The sequence below is a fragment of the Segatella albensis DSM 11370 = JCM 12258 genome (assembly GCF_000426565.1).
Taxonomy (GTDB): Bacteria; Bacteroidota; Bacteroidia; order Bacteroidales; family Bacteroidaceae; genus Prevotella; species Prevotella albensis.
The window spans coordinates 1-24,144 of record NZ_AUFP01000024.1 but is presented as its reverse complement, the minus strand read 5'-3'; the positions used below and the strand labels follow the sequence as shown (position 1 = coordinate 24,144).

The window sequence follows — 24,144 nt, the reverse complement described above, 5'->3', positions numbered from 1 at the left end:
ACGCTCTTCGGGGTGCACTCACACAGACCATTATACATGCCGAGGGTCTGCTCCGCAACCCCCGGTTATCGCAGCGGCAACCCCTCCGGGGTATGGGGTGTGCGCATAATATACTTCTCGATATACTGGAGAGCGTGATGTACTCTGTCTCCGAGCTACGTCCGTCATCCTGCGCATACCCATCATATACCTCTATTATATATAGTTATTACATGTCCGTCGTATCTCTCAATATATCCGTAACCATTATAATAATTATATATAGTATATAGTTATACATATCCCCTGGGGATACCTTTCTGATAACCTCTCCGAGGTGTTCTCGCAGTTAGGTGTATCGTCTAATCCCCGGAGGGGATACCTCTGAGATAACCGGGGGTCGCGGAGCGTACCCTCGGAGAAGGAAGAGAGCATACTAATATAGCACCCCAGAGGGGTACACGAGCTGTGATAGGTGCAGGACGGGCACACCCTCCGGGGTGCACTCACACAGACCATTATACATACCGAGGGTACGTTGTGCAACCCCTGGTTATTGCAGCGACAACCTCTTCGGGGTATGGGGTGTGCGCATGATGTGTATCTATGCTTCATGTGTACTGGAGGCTAAGCTATAGGGCGATATGTACATGCGTCTCGGTGTATTGGAGCGTGATGTATAAAGTATCACAGCTGTGTTCTGTGATAAGTAACTTTATACAGATTTATTTTCTTTTAACTTATTTTATATTAGCAATACACATCTTCCAATTTCATCGATGACATCGACAACGCAAAAGGTGAGGTGTAGTGAGTCGAAAAATGACAGATGACAATAAAATTAAAAGACTCTTGTCTTCCAATACGCTGACATCATATAACGAAAAAAGCATTTCTTGTAATCAATTAATCAATTAATCAGTTAATCAGTTAATCAGTTTTTTATAAGTAGAATCAACCTACTAGGACGATGCCTAACATCGATAGTTTGATCGTTACCCTCCCGTTGTAGGATTTGGCTGTATAATATGGGGATATTCTCACAAAAAGTAATATTTTCCTGTTGCTGATTTATTGTATGTTTATTTCAAAGATTGAACTCTCAGGCTATAACTATGCTGGTTATATTCTTTTGGGAATCATAAACTTGTCGAGTATAATATTCTATCTGATTGATAGGACAAAACGTAATCTTATATATTGCTGTATGTTTACTTCCTTGTCTTTATTTTTATTGATTATGATTTTTATATCATGAAAAAGATAATTATTATTGCTCTTACAATTTGTGGTCTTTGAATATCTATTTACTGGTATGAGATGGGACTATGGGAGAGTTCTACCATGTGGAATTTTTATTTCACATGGTAAAACTGGGGAATTACTTTTGTGGGCATATTGATACTGTATTTTGTGTTGTAGATAATTCTGATAACAGTATCCAGTGTTCCTTGAGATGATCTGCAGAATGTTTTATATTATGTTTTGCAAGAGAATTGATCTTCTTTAATAATTGATGATAGTATAGGCATTGAAGGTCAGCATCATAGTTTATTAGTATATCTTTCGAAAAGATATTGTGAAATTGCATTTGTCGCTTGAATTCATATGCGTTGTAAGGGTAATTAAAAAACTCAATTATTGTAACTCTTGGTGTCATGAAGAGCTGAAGTCGGTATTCAAATCAACTACGAGCTAGTTTATTACTACCATATACTCTATGGAGTATGAACCCAAGAACCAACAGGATGAACAATAAACTGCGTAGGGCTACATACCTATTCACGTAAACTTACGAGGTTTTTAGAAGAGGATTTTCTGCGAGTTGTTACGTCTAATAAACGATATGTAACGATTGCGTAAGTATGTTACTTAGAAATGTTGTATCTTTGCATGGAATAATTCTAAACAAATTTATTATGACCTACAACATGAAAAAGAGAAATATACTTCTCATGGCTTCTATCTCGTTGGCTGCCATGGCCTCGGCACAGATACCACAGATGAGTCAGGAAGAAATTTCTGCACAGTTGCGCCGCGACTCTATCAATTTGCAGCGCTACCTCAAGGAAGATGACAGACTGATGAATATGCCACTCTTCCAAACAAAGTATACAGCAGACCCTTCCCCTCTTGTCGTGGGAGATACGCTTTTCCTTTTTACTTCGCATGATGCATCGCCTGAAGATATCCCTGATGAGAATGAGAAAAATTCTGCTGGGTTCTTTATGTACGATTGGTTGCTCTGGAGTACCACCGATATGGTGAACTGGACGGAGCATGGTGCTGTGGCTTCGCTCAAGGATTTTTCTTGGCGTAGTAGGGAGAATGGTGCATGGGCCATACAGACGGTGGAGCGCAATGGAAAGTATTATCTTTATGCGCCTCTTCATGGGCATGGCATCGGAGTTCTTGTGAGCGATTCACCATATGGTCCTTATCGTGATCCATTGGGAAAACCGCTTGTCTGGGATAAGAGTAACTGGTATGATATTGATCCGAGTGTGTATACTGATGATGATGGACAGGCTTATCTCTACTGGGGTAATCCATATACTTTCTATGCCAAACTTGGGGATGATATGACCTCTTTGAAGGGGGATGTGGTGAAACTTCCGCATATTGAGAATTATCAGGAGGGACCGTGGTTCTATAAGCGTCAAGGACATTATTATCTGGGGTTTGCCAGCACTTGTTGTCCCGAGGCTTTGGGATATGCCATGAGTGACAGTCCTACGGGGCCGTGGAAGAGTATGGGTTATATCATGCGCCCTACACATCGTGACCGTGGTAACCACCCTGGTATTGTCGACTATAAAGGGCATTCTTATGTGTTCGGTCAGAGTTATGACTTGATGCATCTCGATACATTTGTTCATCACGAGCGTCGTAGTGTGTCGGCTGCCGAAATCCATTATAATGCGGATGGTACGATTCAGGAGGTTCCTTATTGGCTCGATCAGAAGCCGTTGAAACAACTTCAGTGGCTTAACCCTTATCGTAGGGTAGAGGCTGAGACGATGGCTTGGGGTTATGGACTGAAAAGTGCTAAGATGGGCATCGAGAATACGGGTGTTGTGGCTGATATGCCTTTGTCTACGGGCAAGCGGAATATGTATGTGTACAATCTTGGTGACGGAAAGTATATTCGTTTGCGTGGTGTTGACTTTGGCAAGGGTGCCAAGAAGTTCTTGCTCAATGCTGCCGTGAAGGGTGATGCAAATGAAAAGGATGGCTGTGTCGTTACCTTGCGACTCGACAAGCGTGATGGTCAGGTGATCGGTCGATTCCGCCTTGACAGTACCAGAAGTGTAGAGAACTATCGCGACTTCCTTACACGTGTGAAGAAGATTGGTGGAGTACACGATTTGTACATCTGTTTTTCAGAAGTCAATGGAGATGTTCGTCTAGATTACTGGAAGTTCATCAAATGATGATTTTGGTGAAATAATCACGATGCGATAAAATAATAGACCCTGAGGTTAAAAACCTCAGGGTTTTTATTTTAAGAAGATAAAGGACTTGTGCTTTATGGCATAAAAAAAGCGACTCGATACGAGTCGCGTAATTCTATGAATGTATGTTGTGGGTAGTGATGGATTCGAACCACCGAAGCTAGAAGCAGCAGATTTACAGTCTGCCCCATTTGGCCACTCTGGAAACTACCCGTATCAAATCCAAAATAGTATTGTTGGAAGCTCTAAATCAGACTTGATATGTGGGCGTTGACGGATTCGAACCGCCGACCCTCTGCTTGTAAGGCAGATGCTCTAAACCAACTGAGCTAAACGCCCTTCCTCTTGGAAAGCGATTGCAAAGGTAGTCATTTTGTTTGATACTACCAAATATTTTATGTTCTTTTTTCTGAAAAATCGGTTTAGTTGTTGCTTTTTTTTATATGATATGATTCTCACCTTATTTATATACGCGCGCGTACGATGTTTTCAATAGTCTGCTGTCAAAATGAAATCACGAAAGATCCACCGATGCCGATGTGCTTGTTTAGAAAATAAGCACCTTCGACGCCGACAGCTGTTGATGCGCCAAACCTTAGATTCAGGATTTTATCCTCGTTGTGGTAATCATCAAACTGTATATTTAACTTCTCCAGATTGAAATCCATTTTTGAGAAACCGAATCCGCCACCCATGGAGACGGAGAAGAATGAGGGGGTGGTCTATGATGTTCTTGTGGCTGCTGATGTCGTTTCGTAATAATCCCTTCTTCTTGAAGATCAGATCGCTCAAAGAATACCCCAACTCGGTAGAAAGAATACCTATGCCAGCACCACTAAGTACGTCGGAAACCCGTGGCGAGAGCAGGACCGAAAAATTGGGTGTAGTTGTCGATGTTAGTTTTAAAGTCTGTTACCAAGGTATGCTTGTTATCCTTGGTGTTCTGACGAAACGACTTCTTCTCGCCCTTGGCAATAATACCAGACAGGAATATTGGTATACCGACAAAGGTTATCTCTTTTCTGGGCTCTACGGAATCTTTCCGTTGCGGTATTGTTATTTTTAAAGAATCTCCATATTCTGTGGCTTTGGCGACGAAAGGTAATAGGAAAGTCGCGATAGTTGCAAATATGACCTTTTTCATTATTATCCTTGAGTTTCTTCTATTTAAAAATGTGATGTGGGCAAAGTTACGAAAATATTCCGTTGGAGAAATGATTTCCGTAAGTTTTTGTTTTATCTGATGTAAAATTGATGTGTGGTAGAGGGCGGTTAACTATTTCATCACGAATAGATAGTTTTATTAGTAATATATAATACAAATACATTTATATATAAATATAAGAACATATAAGTATTATTCGTTGAACCAAAATTATGATAATACCTATGATTCAAAGACTTACAAGCGACAAATAAACATTTTTTTAGATAAAAAACGTAAGAAAGAAGAACAACTTGTCGCTTTTTTTATTATCTTGCACCCGAAATCGTTAAACATCTTAATAACTAGTACCTTATGACAAATATTCCTATCGTATTTTGGCTTGTGCCGGTAGCTTCGGTTATGGCTCTTGCAATGGCATGGATATTTTTCCGTAGCATGATGAAGACCGAAGAGGGAACTCCTCGCATGATAGAGATTGCACGATATGTGCGTGAGGGAGCTATGGCATATCTTAAGCAACAATATAAGGTGGTACTCTATGTCTTTGTGGCTCTGGCTGTTATATTCGCTTTTATGGCTTATGTCATGAAGGTGCAAAACCCTTGGGTACCGTTTGCCTTCCTTACGGGTGGATTCTTTTCAGGATTGGCGGGATTTTTCGGTATGAAGACGGCCACGTATGCCTCCGGTCGTACAGCAAACGCATGTCGTAAAGGTCTTGACGGTGGACTCAATGTTGCTTTCCGTTCGGGTGCTGTGATGGGACTTGTCGTCGTGGGGTTCGGACTTCTCGACATAGCTCTGTGGTTCATCATACTCAACTGGGTGTACGAAGGTACAGAGATGGCTCTTGTCACCATCACGACCACGATGCTTACTTTTGGCATGGGAGCCTCTACACAAGCTCTCTTTGCCCGTGTAGGCGGGGGCATTTATACTAAGGCTGCCGATGTTGGCGCCGATATTGTTGGTAAGGTGGAGGCGGATATTCCTGAGGACGATCCGCGTAACCCAGCTACGATAGCCGACAATGTAGGTGATAACGTGGGTGATGTTGCCGGTATGGGCGCCGACCTGTACGAAAGTTATTGTGGATCGATACTTTCCACGGCTGCCTTGGGCGCAACAGCCTTTGCCATGAATGACGACCTACAGATTAAGGCCGTCATTGCTCCGATGATTATTGCTGCCGTAGGCATCTTCCTCTCGATATTAGGTATCTTCCTGGTCAGAACGCGCGAAGGCTCATCGATGACAGGTCTGTTGCGCTCCCTCGCTTGGGGTACCAATACGAGTGCCATATTGATAGCTCTGGTAACTTTTGCCATCCTCTACTTGTTAGGCATCGAAAATTGGTTGGGATTGTCGTTCTCTGTTATCAGCGGACTTGTGGCCGGAGTCATTATCGGGCAGTCTACCGAATATTATACTTCGTTGAGTTACAGACCAACACAGAAGATTGCTGAAGCAGGACTTACGGGTTCTGCGACTGTAATCATCAAAGGTATTGGTACGGGAATGATGTCTACTTGTATACCTGTGCTCACGATAGGTGTCGCCATCATACTGAGTTATCTCTGTGGTAATGGCTTTGATATGTCGCTAAGTGCCGAAAGTATATCGTATGGACTCTATGGCATCGGTATCGCTGCCGTAGGTATGCTCTCTACGTTGGGCATCACGTTGGCCACAGATGCCTACGGTCCGATAGCAGACAATGCCGGAGGTAATGCCGAGATGAGTAGTCTGGGCGAGGATGTGCGTCATCGTACCGACACCTTGGATGCGTTGGGCAATACGACAGCTGCTACGGGTAAGGGATTTGCCATTGGTTCGGCCGCTCTTACTGCATTGGCATTGTTGGCCAGTTATGTGGAAGAAATCAAAATTGCTATGGCACGAGCCGTATCCAGTGGCGAACAGTTCGTGGATGCTGCCGGAAATGTGTTTGATCCAACCCAAGCAACAATGCCAGACTTCATGAATTTCTTCCAAGTTACCTTGATGAATCCGCGTGTACTCGTCGGAGCCTTCATTGGCGCCATGGCAGCCTTTCTGTTTTGCGGACTTACGATGGAAGCCGTCGGACGCGCTGCCGGTAAAATGGTGGTAGAAGTTCGTAGACAGTTTAAGACCATTGCGGGGATACTCGAAGGAAAGGCTACGCCAGACTATAGTCGTTGTGTGGAAATCTCGACCAAGGCCGCTCAGCACGAGATGATACTTCCTGCTTTCCTTGCCATCATCATCCCCGTTGTCGTAGGCTGTGTGCTCGGTGTGGCCGGAGTTCTCGGATTGCTGGTAGGCGGTTTGGCATCAGGTTTCACGTTAGCGATATTCATGGCTAATGCCGGAGGTGCTTGGGACAATGCCAAGAAGATGGTCGAAGAAGGTCATTTTGGTGGCAAGGGCTCATTTGCCCATAAAGCTACGATCGTTGGTGATACCGTAGGCGATCCTTTCAAAGACACGTCTGGACCGAGTCTGAACATACTTATCAAGTTGATGTCGATGGTAAGCATCGTGATGGCCGGTTTGACCGTAGCGTGTATGTAAAACAGAAAAGAGTATTACAACTTACAGATAAAATGATATAGTAATTAAAAAGATTTAGTAGATTTTATTAGGTTAATTGATTAAGTTAGAAAACTCTCTACGAGGAGGTGATTAGAATAGAGATTTCGATCATCTCCTTAATTTGTGTGTAGACCAAAACACCACGTTTCAGACAATCCATCGACACATAATGCCGTATGATTCGTAAAATATAAAGAAAATTCTAAAATATCCCAAAAGTTTTTCGTTTTTTACATTAATATATATACCTTTGTGCTATCATAGTACAACTTACCATCACCCAATAATACAGACCTAATATTGAAGAGAGTTATATATATATTGCTATTAGTATTCTCGATGTTTTCGAGTGTCTATGCTCAGGAGATGGTATCCGGACGTGTCATCGACGAGGAAGGATATGCCATTCCGCATGCTAACATAGGTTATAGGGGGTTGAATATCAGAACCTCCAGCGATATAGACGGAAATTTTACAATCAAGTTGTATCCCGGTAGTGTGCTCACGATAACATGTATGGGATACAAGCAACAGAATATCAAAGTTGGGGCGGAAACCAAAACTTTGGAAATCAAACTCAGGGAGGATAGTCATCGCCTGAATGAGGTTGTCGTGAAGTCTTCGCGGCAACGTTATCGCCGTAAGGATAATCCCGCCGTAGAACTCATGCGGCGTGTGATAGCAGCCAAGAAGCATACCAGATTAGAAAATCACGACTACTATCAATATGACAAGTATCAGAAGATCATGTTCGCCTTTAACGACTTGAAGCCTGAACAACTTCAGAGTAGTTTCTTTACCCGTAGACCTTATCTTCTCGACCAGGTGGAGCGTTCCCCGTATAACGGCAAACTCACGTTGCCCGTATCTGTGGATGAAACTCTTACCCAGCACATCTATCGTCGGACACCACGTGACGAGAAAGATATCATCAAAGGTCAGCGGAGTAACGGCATCGGCAAGGTAATACAGACGGGAGAGATGCTCAACTCCATGCTGAAAGAATACTTTACCGATGTAGACATTTATGATGATTATGTTAGGTTGATGCAGTTTCCTTTTGTGTCGCCTATTGGCAAGACGGCCATATCATTCTATCATTTCTATATCGAAGACACCGTCTATGTAGATCGTGACTTATGTTTTCATCTCCAGTTTATCCCAGCAAACCAACAAGATTTTGGATTCCGTGGAGAACTCTATGTGGTGGCAGATACCACTCTACATGTGAAGAAATGCAATCTCTACATCCCGAAGAAGAGTGATGTGAATTGGATCGATGACATGAAGATAGAACAAGAGTTCAGTCAGTTACCTAACGGCGAATGGGTGCTTACCAAGGACGATATGGTCGCGGAAATCCATGCCAACGACCTACTGCAGGATTTGTTGGTGGTACGGAATACACGACTTTCTGACTACGCCTTTGATGAACTTCCCGGCCATCTGTTCCGAGGCAAGGCCAAGGTGCGACATGATGCAGAGGCGCTGAACCGAGACGAGGCCTTTTGGGACAAATACCGAGGGGTGTCGCTTACCCGTAGCGAGGCTTCCATGGGCGATTTCATTCATCGTATGGAGAATTCCAAAGGTTGGAAATGGATTATCTCCGGTGTTCGCGTGTTGATGGAAAACTACGTAGAGACGAGCGATAGCAGCAAGTTTGATATAGGTCCTGTGAATACCTTCCTGAGTAGGAACTATATCGACGATATTCGTCTGCGAATTGCAGGAAGGACGATGGCTGCTCTCAATCCGCATTGGTTCTGGGATGGATATGCCGCCTATGGCACGAAGAGTAAGAAATGGTATTACGGTTCGGAGATTACCTATGCCTTGAATAAGAAGAAGGCGTCACCATTCGAGTTTCCACAGCGTAACATCGTCTTCGAGAGTACCTATGATGTTATGTCGCCATCAGATAAGAATCTGGTACACAACAAGGATAATATCTTCATGACATTTCGCGCAGCCACTCAAGACCAGATGTTTTTCTATAATCGGCAAAGATTGTCGCTGAACTATGAAACCGATTGGGGGCTCCGTTATAATCTCAGTCTGCAACGGCAAGTGAACCAGACGGCAGGCAACCTGCATTATTATCGGTTGGATGGGGAAGAGGTAAAGAAAATTCGTATGACCGATGCGACGATAGGCATCACATATAATCCTGGTGTCACCTATATCAACACCAAGCAACAACGACTGCCCATAAACTTAGATTCGCCTCGATATTTCGTAAGTCATACGGTGGGGTTCGACCATCTTCTAGGTGGACAGTTTCATAGTAATATCACGACGATAGGATTCTATAAGCGTCAATGGTTAGGGTCGTGGGGACATCTCGACGTGAACGCAAACGCAAAGGCACAATGGAATAAAGTTCCCTTCCCAATGCTTCTGTTACCCCCAATTAATCTGAGCTTCTTTGAGCATGAAACCTCATTTAATCTCATGAGAGACTGGGAATTCCTAAACGACCGCCAAGTTTTCTGGGCTGTCCATTGGGATTTGAATGGCAAGGTCCTGAACCGCATTCCAATCATCAGACAGTTGAAATGGCGCGAGATCATTGGCATCAAAGGGATGTGGGGAACGCTTACAAATAAGAATAATCCATTCCTGCAAGAGAACCTCGAAGACCCTATGCTGTATAAATTTCCGAAGGCTTCGAAGTTGATGACGAATCAACCTTATTGGGAGGTTGTAGCAGGAGTACACAACATCCTAAAGTTCTTCTCTGTGGTCTATGTTCGTCGACTTACGTATCTCGAAACTTGTAAGAGTCGTTGGGGCATACGATTTGGATTCAAAATGTCATTCTAAGTTTTTTTGAACCTTTTCAGGGAAATCAGCCTAAGTATTTGATCACACCGAGGGTTGTTAGAATCGAGCCCACCACAGATTTTCAACTTATAATGTCTTTATCTGGATGATGCAAAGATACGTATAGCCATAAATATAACCAGAAAATTGGGACAAACGGCATGAAAATGTGATAAGTGGTAATAAAGTAATAGCTTATGAGGTGTATTTGATAAAAAATGATTACCTTTGTGCCAGGAATATATACGGAATAGAGCAATAACACCAAATGAAAAACAAACCTTTAACTATCCTAATATCTATCGCCTTGCTTCTCTTGGGCGGTCTGACGACTTCTTTGCATGCTAAGAGTGGCATTATCTATGGTACCGATAAATTGTCGAGCAGTCGTACTCTATGCGTAGTACAAGATAAGTATGGCTTTATCTGGATTGGTACCGAGAATGGTTTGAACTGTTATGACGGTTATCATTTCAGAAGTTACACACATTCGGCAAAAGACCCGCGTTCACTCTGTGGTATAGATGTGATTACGATGCTGGTATCTAAGAATCACGAGTTATGGATAGGAACAGGAAGTGGCGTGTGCCGATATAATTATGCCACGGACGATTTCGAGAAGATCGCCCTCCCGATTCATGAGAAAATACATATCAGTTGTTTATACGAGAAATCTGATGGTGGTATCCTGATAGGAACTGCAGGATTCGGTGTCTTCGAATATAAGAATGGTAAGATGAGCCGATATCTGAAAGAAGCAAAGGTGGATGGCGCCAGCTTCGTGAATGCGCTGATGGTGGACAATAGTGGTCGACTATGGACTTCTAGTTATATGCCGATAGCTATCAGCTACAGAAAATCGCGGAAGGGAACTTCTTCCAAGGTCTATCCTACATCCAAAGGGCAGGTGATAGACTATGTTAAGACAGCCGATGATAACCTACTGGTACTCTGTACCAACGGTATACTGAGATATGACAAGAAAACAGATCGTTTCGTTGATGCGGGTTTCGACCTGACGGCGATGAAAGGCGCTCCGATAAGATGTGTGTCGAAAACGAATCGCGGGGATATCTATATCGGTTCGCGTGGCCATGGTGTCTTTGTAATTTATAAAGGTACCAGAAAGGCAGTACCCGTGGTCCTCAATCAGATGCCTGTGATGAGCAAGTCTACAGTGAACAATGTGTGTGAAGACAGACAAGGAAATCTCTGGATTAGTTGTTATCAGACGGGAGTGTATAAACTCTCTGTACATAATGACGTGTTTGGTTTCTGGACGGTAGAAGATGAAGGTATGCCTCAGGGTAGTCTGCTCTCCGCTATTGCTCCTTATCATGATGGATTGCTTGGCGCCGTCTTCAATGATGGCATCTATGCCTTCAACAGATTGGGAAATATCGTGAACAATGGTGGCGAGGGCATGACGGTAAACAGTATGGTATGCGATGATAAGGGCCGGTATTGGGCTTGCGGCGGTAAACAGATCTGGCAATATACCCCAATCGGACAATATCGTCAGGTGTTCTCGAATAGTAATTTTGAAACGGCACATCTGGCGGTAGACAGTAAGAATGATAAACTCTATTTTAATCTTATCGGTAATGCTTTGGGCATCCTCGACCTGAAGACGATGCATACACGACTTATCACTATCGAGGGGAAGGGACGCGACAGATTGAATAATTGTTGGATTCAGCATATTATGATCGACAGACAGGGATTGGTATGGGTCTCTACTGCTGATGGCGTGAGCTGTTATGACCCTCGAAAAGATTCTTTCCTTCGATATGGATGGACGAATATTTTGAAGCATCATCTCGTATATGCCACTTGTGAAGATAGAGTAGGTAATATCATCATAGGGTGTAACGATGGACTCTTCTATTTCAACCGGAAGACGAATCGGGTGGGAAGGATGAATGAATCTGAAGAACTGGAAGATTTGCAGATCTATAGTATCATCATCGATAAGCATGGCGAGCCGTGGCTGAGTACCTCTAGGGGAATATGGCATTATGATGAGAAGGTGAAGACCTTCGAGAGTTTCTTGCAAGGTAATGGACTGGAGGCTAACCAGTATATCCAAGATGCCGCTGTCACGCTGAAAGACGGTCGACTGGCTTTTGGTACGGATAAGGGAGCGGTAGTCTTCGACCCAGACCTTTTGAAGATGGGGCACAAGGATAAAGCGCCTGTATATCTCGTCAGATTCATGGTAGACGACAAGGCACTCGATTTCCGAGAAAATAAGTTTAATGTCCCTGCGGGCAGCAACGGGTTTACCTTTGAACTCTCAACGTTGGATTACAATCATCCCGAGCATGTCACTTATCAGTACAGGATGGATAAAGATAGTCTGTGGAACTCTGCTATAGAAGGTAATAACTCCTTTACTTTCAATAAGATGCGTCCAGGCGCCTATACCATTGAAGTAAGAGCTCTTATCAACGGTCAATATTCTGCCGTGAAGACCTTTGAGATATATGTCGAGGCGCCATGGTATGCTTCGACGATGGCCAAGGTCTTCTATTTACTAATCTGTGTATGCATCGTGTTAGGTTTCTATCGTTACAAACAACGTCGATTACAGATAGATTACGAAGAGCAGAAGATGAAATTCCTCATCAACGCCACCCATGACATTCGTTCCCCGCTTACCCTCATCATGGGCCCTTTGACCAAGTTGAAGAGTCTCGTCACAGATGATGAGGGAAAGCGTTATATCAATATCATCGAGCGAAATGCTGAGCGCATGCTCATGCTAGTCAATCAAATACTCGATGTGCGGAAGATAGATATGAAACAGATGCAGATACATTGTGCCTCGACGGATATGGTACAGTTGTGCAAGGGTATCGTCTCTTTGTATCAGTATCATGCCATAGAAAGAAATATCTCGTTAATTGTACATAGCAACAACCCACAAGTAGAAGTATGGGTAGACCGAGTTAACTTTGAGAAGGTGGTCAGCAATCTTCTGTCAAATGCCGTGAAGTATACCTTTGATGGTGGTGAGGTCGTCATAGATATAGAGCAACAAGAGAAGAATGTCGTTATCTCGATAGAAGATAATGGAGTAGGAATGGAAGATTCTGAGTATTCATTAATCTTTGACCGGTTCTATCAAGGAACAAACTCCAGAGGTTATCATGTAGGCGGAACCGGTATCGGCTTGAACCTATGTAAGCAACTTGTAGAAATGCATCATGGAACGATCAAGGCTGGTTCTAGGGCTGATGGACAACGCGGAACACGATTTACGATAACCCTGTTGCGGGGATGTGATCATCTTACGGAGGAACAGATAGAAAAGCAAAGTGTTGAAACGAAACCGATGGGAAAAGGCGTATCGCATAGAGATTGTAAGATATTGGTTGCCGACGATGATGTGGAGATTGCAAGATATGTGAAGACAGAGCTGGGGGCATGGTATAGCGTAAATGTCGTGAACAATGGACGCGATGCCCTGACAGCCTTGTTGAATGATAACTACGACTTATTAGTATCAGACGTGATGATGCCGGAGATGGATGGTATCACACTATTGAAGAGTGTGAAACAAAATCCGAATATAAGTGATGTGCCTGTGATATTGCTTACCTCAAAGGCAGAAGTAGAGGATCGTCTGCATGGATTGGAATGTGGCGCAGACGCCTTCATCGCCAAACCTTTCAGTATCAACGAATTGCACATAACGATAGACAACCTTATCAATAATATCAGACGATTAAGAGGTAAGTTTTCGGGGATGCAGACTCAGGATGCCAAGATCGATAATGTAGAGATGACCGATAATGATAAGGTGCTCATGGATAGAATTACCGAATCTGTGAATGCACATTATACAGATTCCAGATATGGTGTAGAACAGTTGGCCAATGATATAGGTTTGAGTCGTGTACAGCTACATCGTAAGATGAAACAGATCACGGGCATTGCCACAAGTGACTTTATCCGAAACATTCGCCTGAAACAAGCTGCACGACTAATCCGTGAAAACAAAGTAAACATCAGTCAGATAGCTTATGCCGTAGGCTTCAACAGTCTGCCGCATTTCTCGACCCTTTTCAAAAAATACTATGGTATGTCGCCATCAGAATATGCAGAGAAGGCGAAAAAGCAAGAATAATTGCATATGGTTCAAATCAGTAAACTCATTTATATGATATAAATGAGTAGGGGGGATGAATTATAAGCATAAAAAAACTGCAGGGAATCACTTCTCTGCAGCTCTATTTCTTTGTGATATAAGTTTCAAAAGAAAGTGCGACCCTTCGCACGTTATCCTTTATTATCCTTGTTTCTAACAATCTATTACCTTCTAAAACCTATTTTGTTAATCACAATCTTAAAACCTAATAACTAAAAACCTAAATTTATTACTACTAACCTAAACAATCTATTAACCTTTTGATGTTGCAAAGATATATAGTATTTCTGAAATGACAATAGATTTCTTTTTAAATTACTGATTTTTAAAGGTTTTCTTGATATGTGTCAATTTTCTGTGTTCGCACACAATCTTTTTTTAAGAATCGAAAGATTTATTAAGGATAGCAGGATTTGAGGGGGATGTATTTATCTGATACATCCCCTTTTATGTTTATTTCTCGTCAAGAATCTGATTAGCTCGTTCCAAAGCTAAACTGATATGCTTGCATATGTTCTCTTCTCCGAGCATCTCTTTGAAACCTGCTTTGTGTAGAGAAACCAATACCTTCTCGTTGACACCAGAAAGTACAACCTCAATGCCATTGCTCTTGCTGAGAGAACAGAGGTTGGTCAAGTTGTGGATACCGGTAGAATCGATGAAAGGAACCTTCCTCATTCGGATGATTCTCACCTTCGGATGATCGCCGATGCCAGACATGATCTCTTCGAATTTATTTCCTGCTCCAAAGAAGTATGGCCCATTGATCTCATACACTTCGACGCCCTTTGGGATGATTAGATGCTCCAAGTTGCCCAACTCAAATTCCGGTGTCTCTTCGTCAGGATTTATCTCGCCATAAATCACCTTTACATCCGTTGTCTCTGCCATACGGCGCATAAAGAGTAGGCAGGCACAAACCAATCCCACCTCGATGGCAACGGTAAGGTCGAAGATGATCGTCAGCAGAAATGTTACCCAGAGTACGAGGATGTCGCTTTTGGGATTTTTCATAATGCTCATGAACGAACGCCATCCACACATACCATAACTTACGATGACCAGAACTCCTGCAAGACAAGCCATAGGGATATATTTGGCCAATGGCATCAAAAACAGGAAGATGAGCAACAATACGGCTGCATGGATGATTCCGGAGATTGGAGTCTTACCGCCGTTGTTTATATTTGTCATTGTACGGGCGATGGCTCCTGTGGCAGGGATTCCACCGAAAAGAGGTGATGCGATATTAGCGATACCCTGTGCCATCAACTCGGTATTGGAATTATGATGCGCACCAATCACACCATCGGCAACGGTAGCAGAAAGTAAAGATTCGATAGCTCCAAGGACAGCAATTGTGATGGCCGGCGATACGAGCGACTTGATGACATCCCAATTCATGTTAGGTACCGCAGCATCAGGCATCTCGTTGCTAATGGTAAATCTGTCGCCGATGGTTTCTATTGTTGTTATTCCAGCATAGCTCTTCAGAAGTAAGACTGCGATAGTCATCACGATGATAGCGATAAGCGAACCAGGTATTCTCTTGAGCCAACCGATGTGCTGGTCGATAATCGATAACTTGGTGAATTTAGGCCATAGCGCGATGAGTACCACGCTGGCGATACCGATGATGGCACACCAAAGGTCGATGGTACCGAAATGTTGGAAATAGCAAATCCATTTCTCTGTAAAGTCAGAAGGAACCTTGTCTATGCTTAATCCTAAGAGATCCTTCACCTGTGTTGTGAAAATGGTGACCGCAATACCACTTGTGAATCCTACAACAATAGGATAGGGGATGTATTTGATAATTGTACCCAAATGGAGTAGACTGAATAAAATCAGAAAAGCTCCAGCCATCAGGGTCGCGATGGTGAGTCCTTCCATTCCGTACTGTTGGATAATACCATATATAATAACGATAAAGGCGCCTGTCGGTCCACCGATCTGAACCTTACTACCACCAAAGAGAGACACGATAAGACCTGCCACGATGGCTGTAATGATACCCTTCTCGGGGGTCACACCCGAGGCGATGCCGAAGGCAATGGCAAGAGGCAAGGCTACGATGCCTACGATGATTCCTGCCAACAAGTCGGACATAAAATTTTTACGATTGTAATTCTTCAATGAGCTCCACAACTGGGGCTTGACTTCAAATGTTGTCATCTTAAAAACAAAAAAGGATTAAGTATTATCAAAAATATTGTGCAAAGGTAATCATTTTTTAGTTAAAAATTTGCATTATTCCTCAAAAATCCCTATCTTTGCTGCATATAAGTAGCAAATTGTATAATTTATAATAAGAAAGCCTATAGATTAGACCTTTACTTCAAGAATCAATACATTATAATATGAAGAATATTGAAGAGATGACCGACGAGCAGCTTGCGATGTCGTATGTCCATGGTAATAATCAGGCTTTTGATCTGTTGCTTTCCCGCAATCAATCAAAATTGTTTCAGTATATTATGTTTGTGGTCAGAGACCATGAAATCGCTGATGATGTCTTTCAAGATACCTTCGTCAAGATCATCATGCGTCTTCAGCAAGGCAAATATAGTCCTAACGGTAAATTCTGTGCTTGGTGTATGCGCATAGCCCATAACATCATCATGGATATGTATCGCGACAACCGTGGCAAACATATTATTGAAACAGCACAAGACAACGATCTTTCGCAGATTGGAGGCAACGATGCCGTTCTGGGCAATATCGAGATGGATTACGTTAACTGTCAGGTGAGGGACGATGTGCGTAAGATGATGAATCTCCTTCCTCCGGTACAACGTGAGGTGGTATATATGCGCTATTATCAAGACCTGAGTTTTAAGGAAATTGCCGAACTTACAAATGTAAGTATAAACACCAGTTTGGGGCGTATGCGTTATGCTATTCTCAACATGCGCAAGATGGCACGTGAGAATAACATCAATCTAGAGATGGTTTAAGGATGAAGTTCCTTCAAGGCATGGATTGTGCTGACGGGGTCTGTACTCTTAAAGATATAACTTCCGCTCACTAATACGTTTACTCCAGCCTTTACCAATCGCGGAGCTGTCTCGGCCTGTACGCCACCGTCTACCTCGATGAGTGTATGACAATGGTTCTCCGCTATCATCTTCTTCAGGCGCTCCGTCTTCTTGATGGTATTTTCAATGAACTTCTGTCCACCGAATCCAGGGTTTACGCTCATCAACAGTACCATGTCGACGTCGCCGATAATATCTTCGAGTACACTTACCGGAGTGGAAGGATTCAGCGTTACCCCAGCTTTCATACCGGCAGCATGAATCTGTTGGATTGTACGATGAAGATGGGTACAAGCTTCATAATGTACATTCATCATCATAGCACCAAGTTGGGCGGTCTTCTCTATCCATCGCTCTGGGTGGACAACCATATAGTGTACATCAAGTTTCTTCTTACAAGCTTTGGCTACAGCTTCGAGGACAGGGAATCCGAACGAGATGTTAGGCACAAATTCGCCATCCATCACGTCCAAGTGCAACCAGTCAGCCTCGCTACGGTTGATCATATCAATTTCTCCTTTCAAGTCGAGGAAATCAGCTGAAAGGAGAGAAGGAGAGATAATAGTATTCATCTTTTTCTGAGTGATAATTAGTTCAGGCAGAGGACTCCGTCTTTACCTGATTTTTTCATCAAGTTGCATGTGCGGGCGATTCTGCGAATCAACTCCAGCGTTTTCTCAGATGGTTTCATTTCTTCAGGAGTAAAATACTTCATAGGCGAAATCTTCTAATTATTATTGTTAACAATCTAATAACGTTTTGGTTGGAGGTTTATTTTATCCGATTCCTTTTTTTTCTTCTTTTTTATCTCTATTTCGTATTTTTTCTTTAACTTTGCATGCGTTGACATAAACTAATAACATGAATAAAACTAAAATAACGACCTATCAAAAGTGGACAATACTGCAGGCAATAGTTTTCATGCTGTCTGTATTTGTTTATTGGCGCTTTGTGGCCTCTTACGTATTATTCCGTCATGAGGAGTGGCAGATGTTTCTTTTCGACCGCGAATATTTTCTCGAGCGGTTGGTCATGCCATGTGGAATTGCCAGATATACGGGCGAGTTTGTTAGTCAGTTTGCTTTTAATCTGACTGTCGGGGCTTTCGTCTATACTCTTGTGTTCGGTTTGATACAATATCTGTCATGGCTTGTGATGAAACGCCTATTCGATGGTCGTCAGAGCCTTTTCGCTTTGTCCATGGTCCCTTCATTATATCTCATGCTCCTCATGCAAAACTGTGAATATACGATGGCACTGCCCATCACGTTCCTTGTGGGTGACCTTTTGTTATTGTTCATTCCTTCCAAAAGAATATATGCAGAAATCTATCTGCTTGTTACCCTTCCGATGATGCTATGGGTAACGGGTGTGGTCACCATTCCTTTCGCTATGATCGCTCAGCTCTATGTATTCCGTCAGAAATCCTTATCCTCTCGCATCATGTCTGTTATCTTGACGTTGTTGATATGCGGATTACTTTTGACCATTATACCGTTGTGGCTTGATTATCCCGCACATAGTATGAGTAAGGGCGAAGGACTCGCCTATGAACCTTCACAGAATATGATATCTATTTATATATACTGTGTCGTTGTCTTACTGGTTATGATCAGTCCCCTAATCCGTAACCGGTTGTTCTCCGGCGACAAGATTCCCTCATCAACGAATGTTCGTATGTTCGTATTATCTTTAGGCTTGCTCATCGTTTTTGCTTTCCTTGTCCCTGTTACCCGCGATACCGAGAAAGTCGACGACATTCGTTACGACATGATGATGTGTCATCATGATTGGCAGGGAATCCTTAAACAAAACTCTAATCGTCCGTCGCAAACACTTTCTGCTCAGGTTGTTACCATGATTGCAATGTACCATGTACAAGCTATAGACAAAGAACAATATTTGCAGTTTCTCGTAAAGACGGGACAGCAACCTCAATTCCGTTCCATACCTTTCGTGATAGCCAACGTATATATGGATGCGGGATTCGTGAACATGGCCCAGCGAGCAGCCTTTGACGCGATGGAGTCGATACCGAATTATAATAAGAGCGCACATGCTTTTAAGTGGCTCGTCGAGGCCAGTATCGTTACCGGGCAGAGTAAGGTTGCAGATAAATATATACGACTATTAGCGTCTACATTATATTATCGGTTATGGGCAGAGAGCCTTTCTCCGATGGTCGCCAATCCGCAACTTGTCGGTCGTCATCCGGTATATGGACCGATGCAACGGTTCTACAAGACAACCCCCGATATGTTTTTCTATTAAATGAAGATGATGAAGATTCAGAAAATATTACATATATTCCTTTTAAGTATATGTCTGGGATTACTTGTTTCTTGTGATACGGTTCCCGAGAATGCACAAGATGTCGATAAACTTCCTGTAATTTATCCAGACTATATTGGGGTGACGATACCCGATAGTATAGCGCCACTCGATTTCTCCATGGCCGATGATAACTATTCTAAAATCTACGTAGAAATCAAGGGACTACAGGGTGGCGACATACAGTCCGAGGGTAATTATGCAGATTTCGATGTCGACGAATGGCATCATCTGGTAAGTATCAACAAGGGCAGTTCGCTTCGTGTCACGGTATATGCAGAGCGTGAAGGCCACTGGCTTAAATTTCGAGAATTTCCAATCTATGTAAGTCGTTATGGCTTAGGCGATTGGGGTATCACCTATCGACGAATAGCCCCAAGCTACGAAAGTTATAGCGACATGGGCATCTATGAGCGCAATCTTTCCAACTTTGAAGAGCGTGCCTTACTCGTCAATACCGAGGTAGGAGGTATGTGCGTAAACTGTCATACGCCCAACACGACCCATCCCGACCAATATGTATTTCATGTTCGAGGCGAAAATGGTTGTACTTACATTCATCATGATGGAAAATCGGAAGTGTTGCAAGCCAAAAATGCAGAACTCGGTGGGTCTATGGTCTATCCCAGTTGGCATCCCTCAGGTCGCTATTGCGCATTCTCCACGAACAAAACGTCACAGATGTTCCATTTCTCCAAGGCACGTCGTGTAGAGGTTTACGATTCCTCCTCAGACATCTTTGTATACAATGTGGCCACACATACGATACTTTGTGATACGACCACGATGACGCCATTGAATGCAGAAAATTGTCCAGCCTTTTCGGGTGATGGTAAGTGGCTTTATTTTACATCAGCCCACCGCCAAACCTATCCGGACAACTATGACAAGGAGCGTTATGACCTCTGTCGTATCGCTTTTGATGCATCGAAAGGTCGGTTCGTAGGCCCCGTAGATACGCTGGTTTGCGCCTCTGCCATGGGCAAGAGTATCACATGGCCACGTCCATCATATGATGGTCGTTATGTGATGTATACACAGATGGATTATGGGTATTTCAGTGTTTGGCATCCGGAAGCTGACCTTTATCTACTCGACCTCCGAACCATGCAGTCGCATCCATTACATGAAGTAAACAGTCGTCATAGTGAGAGTTTACACGCTTGGACGGCAAACAGTCGTTGGTTCTTGTTCACCAGTCGAAGGGATGACGACCATTACACTCGCATTTATCTTTCTTCGATCGACGACAAGGGACGTGCCACGAAGCCGTTTCTTCTTCCTCAGCGTGATGCCAAACGCTATTATGCCCGTTCGCTTTATTCTTATAATACTCCGGATTTTGCATCAAAGCCTGCCAAGATAGATTGTTATGATACAGGTTGTGAAATCATGCGACCAGAGCGTGTTGCAACGAAAGTGTCCCGAAAATAGGAAGCACATATCATTCCAAATAAAAACCCCGATAAGCGGAAAAACCATCCTATCGGGGCATAAGATTATATAGTTAATTTTTGTGAAGCCTATAGATTACCTCTTACCGTGATGATAAACGGTTCGGCGCCATTTGCCAACAACCTATCAGCCACGGAAGCGATACCGCCCAGTCGTGTCATACCCTGAATAGGTTCCGTACCATTGAGGACGATACGGCGTGGAGCCTCGCCGGCCTTCCAGTATTTATTGGCAGGATAATATGTAGCCGTATTGTTGTTAGGGTCAACGACGACCTTACCATAAGCAATATCGCCCATATTCGGCTCATAGTATTCATCATCAGGATTTAGGGCGATACTATATTTCTCCTCGTTGTCATCAGCCAAATACATATCGTTAGGGTCAACGACGTGCATACCGTCAACATCGAAGAAATACTTGTAATATGCATGATGCGTTACAGCCTTGTCAAGAGTTTCAGGCAACTTGATATTTTCGAGTTTTGTCGTAACGCTCCACACACCCGTAGTATCTTTCGTCATCTTCAGACTCTTGTTTTCCCCATCAGCAATCAAGTTTACATGAACCTCTTGTGCCTCAGGAGCTTTGATGCGGAAAGTTACAGAATGATCATCTCCATATTCCGGTGAGACGATAGGTTTAGGGAACAACCGAGACATGACCTCCAAGTTGAAAGGTTTCTCTTTTCCCGTAGCCTTACGAGTAGGAACGGTATATTCCATAGCCAGTCTTGAAGCTTTCTTGTTGAAGAGAAGCGGTAAAGTCTTGGCCAAGAAGTACTTAGCATTCATCCATGTATGTCCGAATTTATCATAAGTGAAAGTCTTAGCCGCTCTGATACCATGCTTGTCGAGGAATTCCATATAGTCGCGTGCTGTGCCGTAGAGGAAATCATCAGTACCTACGCCCAACCATAGCAAATTGATTTTACTGTTGGTACTGTCAGCCTGCTCATAAACATCAGGGATATCAGTAGAAGTAAACGAACTATAAGAACAGAGATAAGAGAATTTGTCGAGATGGCGCAGACCATTGTAGAGAGCCTGGTTGCCACCACGAGAGAAACCACCTATGGCACGATGGTCAGCATCGTTGATGGTACGATAATTAGCCTCGATATAAGGCATCAAGTCATCGTTCAAATCGTTGCTGAAGAGGTCACCTTGTGCCCTAGCATCCGCAGGTACCTTATCCTTCAGTTTCGTAGGATTTCCATAAGGTAGCACGATGATCATCTCCTGAGCCTTACCCTCAGCGATGAGATTATCCAAGATATAGTTCATGCGTCCCACCTTATAATATACCTCCTCAGTATCGGTAGTACCACTAATGAGATAGAACACAGGGTATTTCTTATCTTTGTTTGCCTCGTCATAGTAGCCACTAGGGGTATAAACGATCGCATTATTCGTAGCACCTAAGTTCTTAGAATAATAATGGATATATTCTATACGGCCGTGACCGACAGGCAAAATATCGTGAGCGAGTTTCCCCTTATTCGACTTCATCTCCAGTAAACTGTTCTTGAAGCCTTCGTTAGGGAAATAATCCTTACACAGAGGGTCCATGATGCTCAAGCCATCCACCTCGAAATGATATGGATACATATCAGGAGCCGCAGGTCCCAGCGTTACCGACCAAATACCGGTTTTCTTGTCGAACGTCATGTCATGTTTTCCTGCGAATTGAACATCTACGGCCACCTTCTTAGCCTGAGCATTGTGATAATTGAATGTTACCGTCCCATTGTCATTACAGATGGTTTGAGCAGATGCCGACAACGACACGAGAAGCGTCATAGTCATCATCGATTGCTTATTAATCCAGTTTTTCATCATATATTTTTATAGTTGTACGTTTATTTTATTTCGCATTTATGGGCTAATATCGACACAAAAGTACGTTCCTATTCTTAGAAATGCAAATGATGTACAAAAAAATTAAGACAAATTATCTCTTATGCTCCTTTAAACGTTTTTTTTAAAATAGTTTTACAGATTGTGTAAAAATTGGTGTTACATCATAAGCGTTCTTAACGCTCTGATTCCAAGTTGCGTATTTAGAAAAAAAATAATTGTCATCTGTCATTTTTCGACTCATCTGTACGTCAATATTTGCGTTATCGATGTCATCGAAGAAATGGGAAGATGTGTATTGCTAATATAAAATAAGTTAAAAGAGAATAAATCTGTATAAAGTTACTTATCACAGAACACAGCTGTGATACTCTATACATCACGCTCCAATACACCGAGACGCATATACATATCGCCCTATAGCTTAGCCTCCAGTACACATGAAGCATAGATACGCATCATGCGCATACCTCATACCCCGGAGGGGTTGTCGCTGAGATAACCGAGGGTTGCACAACGTACCCTCGGTATATCCGATGCGCCGCTGTGAGTGCACCCCGGAGGGTGTGCCCGTCCTGCACCTATCACAGCTCGTGTACCCCTCTGGGGTGCTATATTAGTATGCTCTCTTCCTTCTCCGAGGGTACGCTATCGCGACCCCCGGTTATCACAGAGGCATCCCCTCCGGGGAATAGACGATATACCTAACTGCGAGAACACCTCGGAGAGGTTATCAGAAAGGTATTCCCCCAGGGGATATGTATAACTATATACTATATAATGGTTACGGATATATTGAGAGATACGACGGACATGTAATAACTATATATAATAGAGGTATATGATGGGTATGCGCAGGATGACGGACATAGCTCGGAGACAGAGTACATCACGCTCTCCAGTATATCGAGAAGTATATTATGCGCATACCTCACACCCCGGAGGGGTTGTCGCTGAGATAACCGGGGGTTGCGGAGCAGACCCTCGGCATGTATGATGGCCTGTGTGAGTGCACCCCGGAGGGCGTGCCCGTCCTGCACCTATCACAGCTCGTGTACCCCTCCGGGGTGCTATGAGGTTTGCAGTCTTCCTTCTCCGAGGGTACGCTCCGCGACCCTCGGTTATCACAGAGGCATCCCCTCCGGGGAATAGACGATATACCTAGCTGCGAGAACACCTCGGAGAGGTTATCAGAAAGGTATTCCCCCAGGGAATATGTATAGTAAGATATGATTATATCTAGATATATAATAGCATCTCAACGAGCACCTTTGTGTCTCCCCGTGTTGTATATATCTAGATA

General features: G+C 43.2%; 13 protein-coding genes and 2 tRNA genes. 7 read left to right on the top strand and 8 right to left on the bottom strand.

From position 1 onward, the window contains the following. Positions 1-1,910 precede the first annotated feature (1,910 nt). Complete coding sequence (locus tag K333_RS12265; RefSeq protein ID WP_238314579.1) at positions 1,911-3,413, top strand: family 43 glycosylhydrolase; 1,503 nt, start codon at positions 1,911-1,913, stop codon at positions 3,411-3,413. Positions 3,414-3,565: 152 nt separating this feature from the next. Here the strand turns inward: K333_RS12265 and K333_RS0109160 are convergent. From K333_RS0109160 to K333_RS0109145, 4 genes are all read right to left on the bottom strand, one after another. Continuing rightward, a tRNA-Tyr gene (locus tag K333_RS0109160) sits at positions 3,566-3,647 on the bottom strand. Between the two features lie 51 nt (positions 3,648-3,698). Next, a tRNA-Val gene (locus tag K333_RS0109155) sits at positions 3,699-3,773 on the bottom strand. Between the two features lie 164 nt (positions 3,774-3,937). After that, positions 3,938-4,129 (bottom strand): hypothetical protein, encoded by a 192-nt coding sequence (locus K333_RS13215; protein WP_024990713.1) that lies wholly within the window; start codon positions 4,127-4,129, stop codon positions 3,938-3,940. Positions 4,130-4,269: 140 nt separating this feature from the next. Continuing rightward, positions 4,270-4,578: a hypothetical protein gene (locus K333_RS0109145; RefSeq protein WP_024990714.1), complete on the bottom strand. Its 309-nt coding sequence runs from the start codon at positions 4,576-4,578 to the stop codon at positions 4,270-4,272. Between the two features lie 375 nt (positions 4,579-4,953). On the opposite strand from K333_RS0109145, the gene K333_RS0109140 reads away from it, so the two are divergent. From K333_RS0109140 to K333_RS0109130, 3 genes are all read left to right on the top strand, one after another. Next, positions 4,954-7,158 (top strand): sodium-translocating pyrophosphatase, encoded by a 2,205-nt coding sequence (locus tag K333_RS0109140; RefSeq protein ID WP_024990646.1) that lies wholly within the window; start codon positions 4,954-4,956, stop codon positions 7,156-7,158. A gap of 360 nt (positions 7,159-7,518) precedes the next feature. Further along, positions 7,519-10,005, top strand: a complete 2,487-nt coding sequence (locus K333_RS0109135) for a DUF5686 family protein (RefSeq protein ID WP_036889151.1) — start codon at positions 7,519-7,521, stop codon at positions 10,003-10,005. Between the two features lie 268 nt (positions 10,006-10,273). Beyond that, on the top strand, positions 10,274-14,137 hold the full coding sequence (locus tag K333_RS0109130; protein ID WP_027452602.1) for a hybrid sensor histidine kinase/response regulator transcription factor: 3,864 nt from the start codon (positions 10,274-10,276) through the stop codon (positions 14,135-14,137). A 474-nt stretch (positions 14,138-14,611) separates the two neighbouring features. Here K333_RS0109130 and K333_RS0109125 read toward each other — a convergent pair whose 3' ends face one another. Continuing rightward, positions 14,612-16,333, bottom strand: a complete 1,722-nt coding sequence (locus tag K333_RS0109125; protein WP_027452601.1) for a SulP family inorganic anion transporter — start codon at positions 16,331-16,333, stop codon at positions 14,612-14,614. 185 nt (positions 16,334-16,518) lie between these two features. On the opposite strand from K333_RS0109125, the gene K333_RS0109120 reads away from it, so the two are divergent. After that, positions 16,519-17,115, top strand: coding sequence for a sigma-70 family RNA polymerase sigma factor (locus tag K333_RS0109120; RefSeq protein ID WP_024990647.1), 597 nt, complete (start codon positions 16,519-16,521; stop codon positions 17,113-17,115). Here the strand turns inward: K333_RS0109120 and rpe are convergent. Together rpe and K333_RS13570 are read right to left on the bottom strand one after the other, a co-directional pair. After that, positions 17,112-17,768 (bottom strand): ribulose-phosphate 3-epimerase, encoded by a 657-nt coding sequence (gene rpe, locus K333_RS0109115; protein ID WP_024990648.1) that lies wholly within the window; start codon positions 17,766-17,768, stop codon positions 17,112-17,114. The genes K333_RS0109120 and rpe overlap by 4 nt on opposite strands. 17 nt (positions 17,769-17,785) lie before the next feature. Next, entirely contained in the window at positions 17,786-17,911 is a 126-nt protein-coding gene (locus tag K333_RS13570; RefSeq protein WP_262498692.1) for a hypothetical protein, read from the bottom strand. A gap of 146 nt (positions 17,912-18,057) precedes the next feature. Between K333_RS13570 and K333_RS0109110 the strand changes: the two genes are divergently transcribed. Continuing rightward, positions 18,058-19,467: a DUF6057 family protein gene (locus K333_RS0109110; protein WP_024990649.1), complete on the top strand. Its 1,410-nt coding sequence runs from the start codon at positions 18,058-18,060 to the stop codon at positions 19,465-19,467. Positions 19,468-19,473: 6 nt separating this feature from the next. Next, positions 19,474-20,961, top strand: a complete 1,488-nt coding sequence (locus tag K333_RS0109105) for a TolB family protein (RefSeq protein ID WP_051230924.1) — start codon at positions 19,474-19,476, stop codon at positions 20,959-20,961. Between the two features lie 89 nt (positions 20,962-21,050). Here K333_RS0109105 and K333_RS12730 read toward each other — a convergent pair whose 3' ends face one another. Continuing rightward, positions 21,051-22,823 carry an alpha/beta hydrolase-fold protein gene (locus K333_RS12730; protein ID WP_024990651.1) on the bottom strand — a complete coding sequence of 591 codons (1,773 nt, stop codon included), beginning with the start codon at positions 22,821-22,823 and terminating at the stop codon, positions 21,051-21,053. Positions 22,824-24,144 lie beyond the last annotated feature (1,321 nt).

What these genes read in the sequence shown, in the direction of transcription:
- K333_RS0109125 (WP_027452601.1), bottom strand. Translation starts at nt 16,333, where the DNA reads ATGACAACATTTGAAGTCAAGCCCCAGTTGTGGAGCTCATTGAAGAAT.
- K333_RS13570 (WP_262498692.1), bottom strand. Translation starts at nt 17,911, where the DNA reads ATGAAGTATTTTACTCCTGAAGAAATGAAACCATCTGAGAAAACGCTG.
- K333_RS0109110 (WP_024990649.1), top strand. Translation starts at nt 18,058, where the DNA reads ATGAATAAAACTAAAATAACGACCTATCAAAAGTGGACAATACTGCAG.
- K333_RS12730 (WP_024990651.1), bottom strand. Translation starts at nt 22,823, where the DNA reads ATGATGAAAAACTGGATTAATAAGCAATCGATGATGACTATGACGCTT.
- K333_RS0109135 (WP_036889151.1), top strand. Translation starts at nt 7,519, where the DNA reads ATGTTTTCGAGTGTCTATGCTCAGGAGATGGTATCCGGACGTGTCATC.
- K333_RS0109105 (WP_051230924.1), top strand. Translation starts at nt 19,474, where the DNA reads ATGATGAAGATTCAGAAAATATTACATATATTCCTTTTAAGTATATGT.
- K333_RS13215 (WP_024990713.1), bottom strand. Translation starts at nt 4,129, where the DNA reads ATGGGTGGCGGATTCGGTTTCTCAAAAATGGATTTCAATCTGGAGAAG.
- K333_RS0109130 (WP_027452602.1), top strand. Translation starts at nt 10,274, where the DNA reads ATGAAAAACAAACCTTTAACTATCCTAATATCTATCGCCTTGCTTCTC.
- K333_RS0109120 (WP_024990647.1), top strand. Translation starts at nt 16,519, where the DNA reads ATGAAGAATATTGAAGAGATGACCGACGAGCAGCTTGCGATGTCGTAT.
- K333_RS0109140 (WP_024990646.1), top strand. Translation starts at nt 4,954, where the DNA reads ATGACAAATATTCCTATCGTATTTTGGCTTGTGCCGGTAGCTTCGGTT.
- K333_RS12265 (WP_238314579.1), top strand. Translation starts at nt 1,911, where the DNA reads ATGAAAAAGAGAAATATACTTCTCATGGCTTCTATCTCGTTGGCTGCC.
- K333_RS0109145 (WP_024990714.1), bottom strand. Translation starts at nt 4,578, where the DNA reads ATGAAAAAGGTCATATTTGCAACTATCGCGACTTTCCTATTACCTTTC.
- rpe (WP_024990648.1), bottom strand. Translation starts at nt 17,768, where the DNA reads ATGAATACTATTATCTCTCCTTCTCTCCTTTCAGCTGATTTCCTCGAC.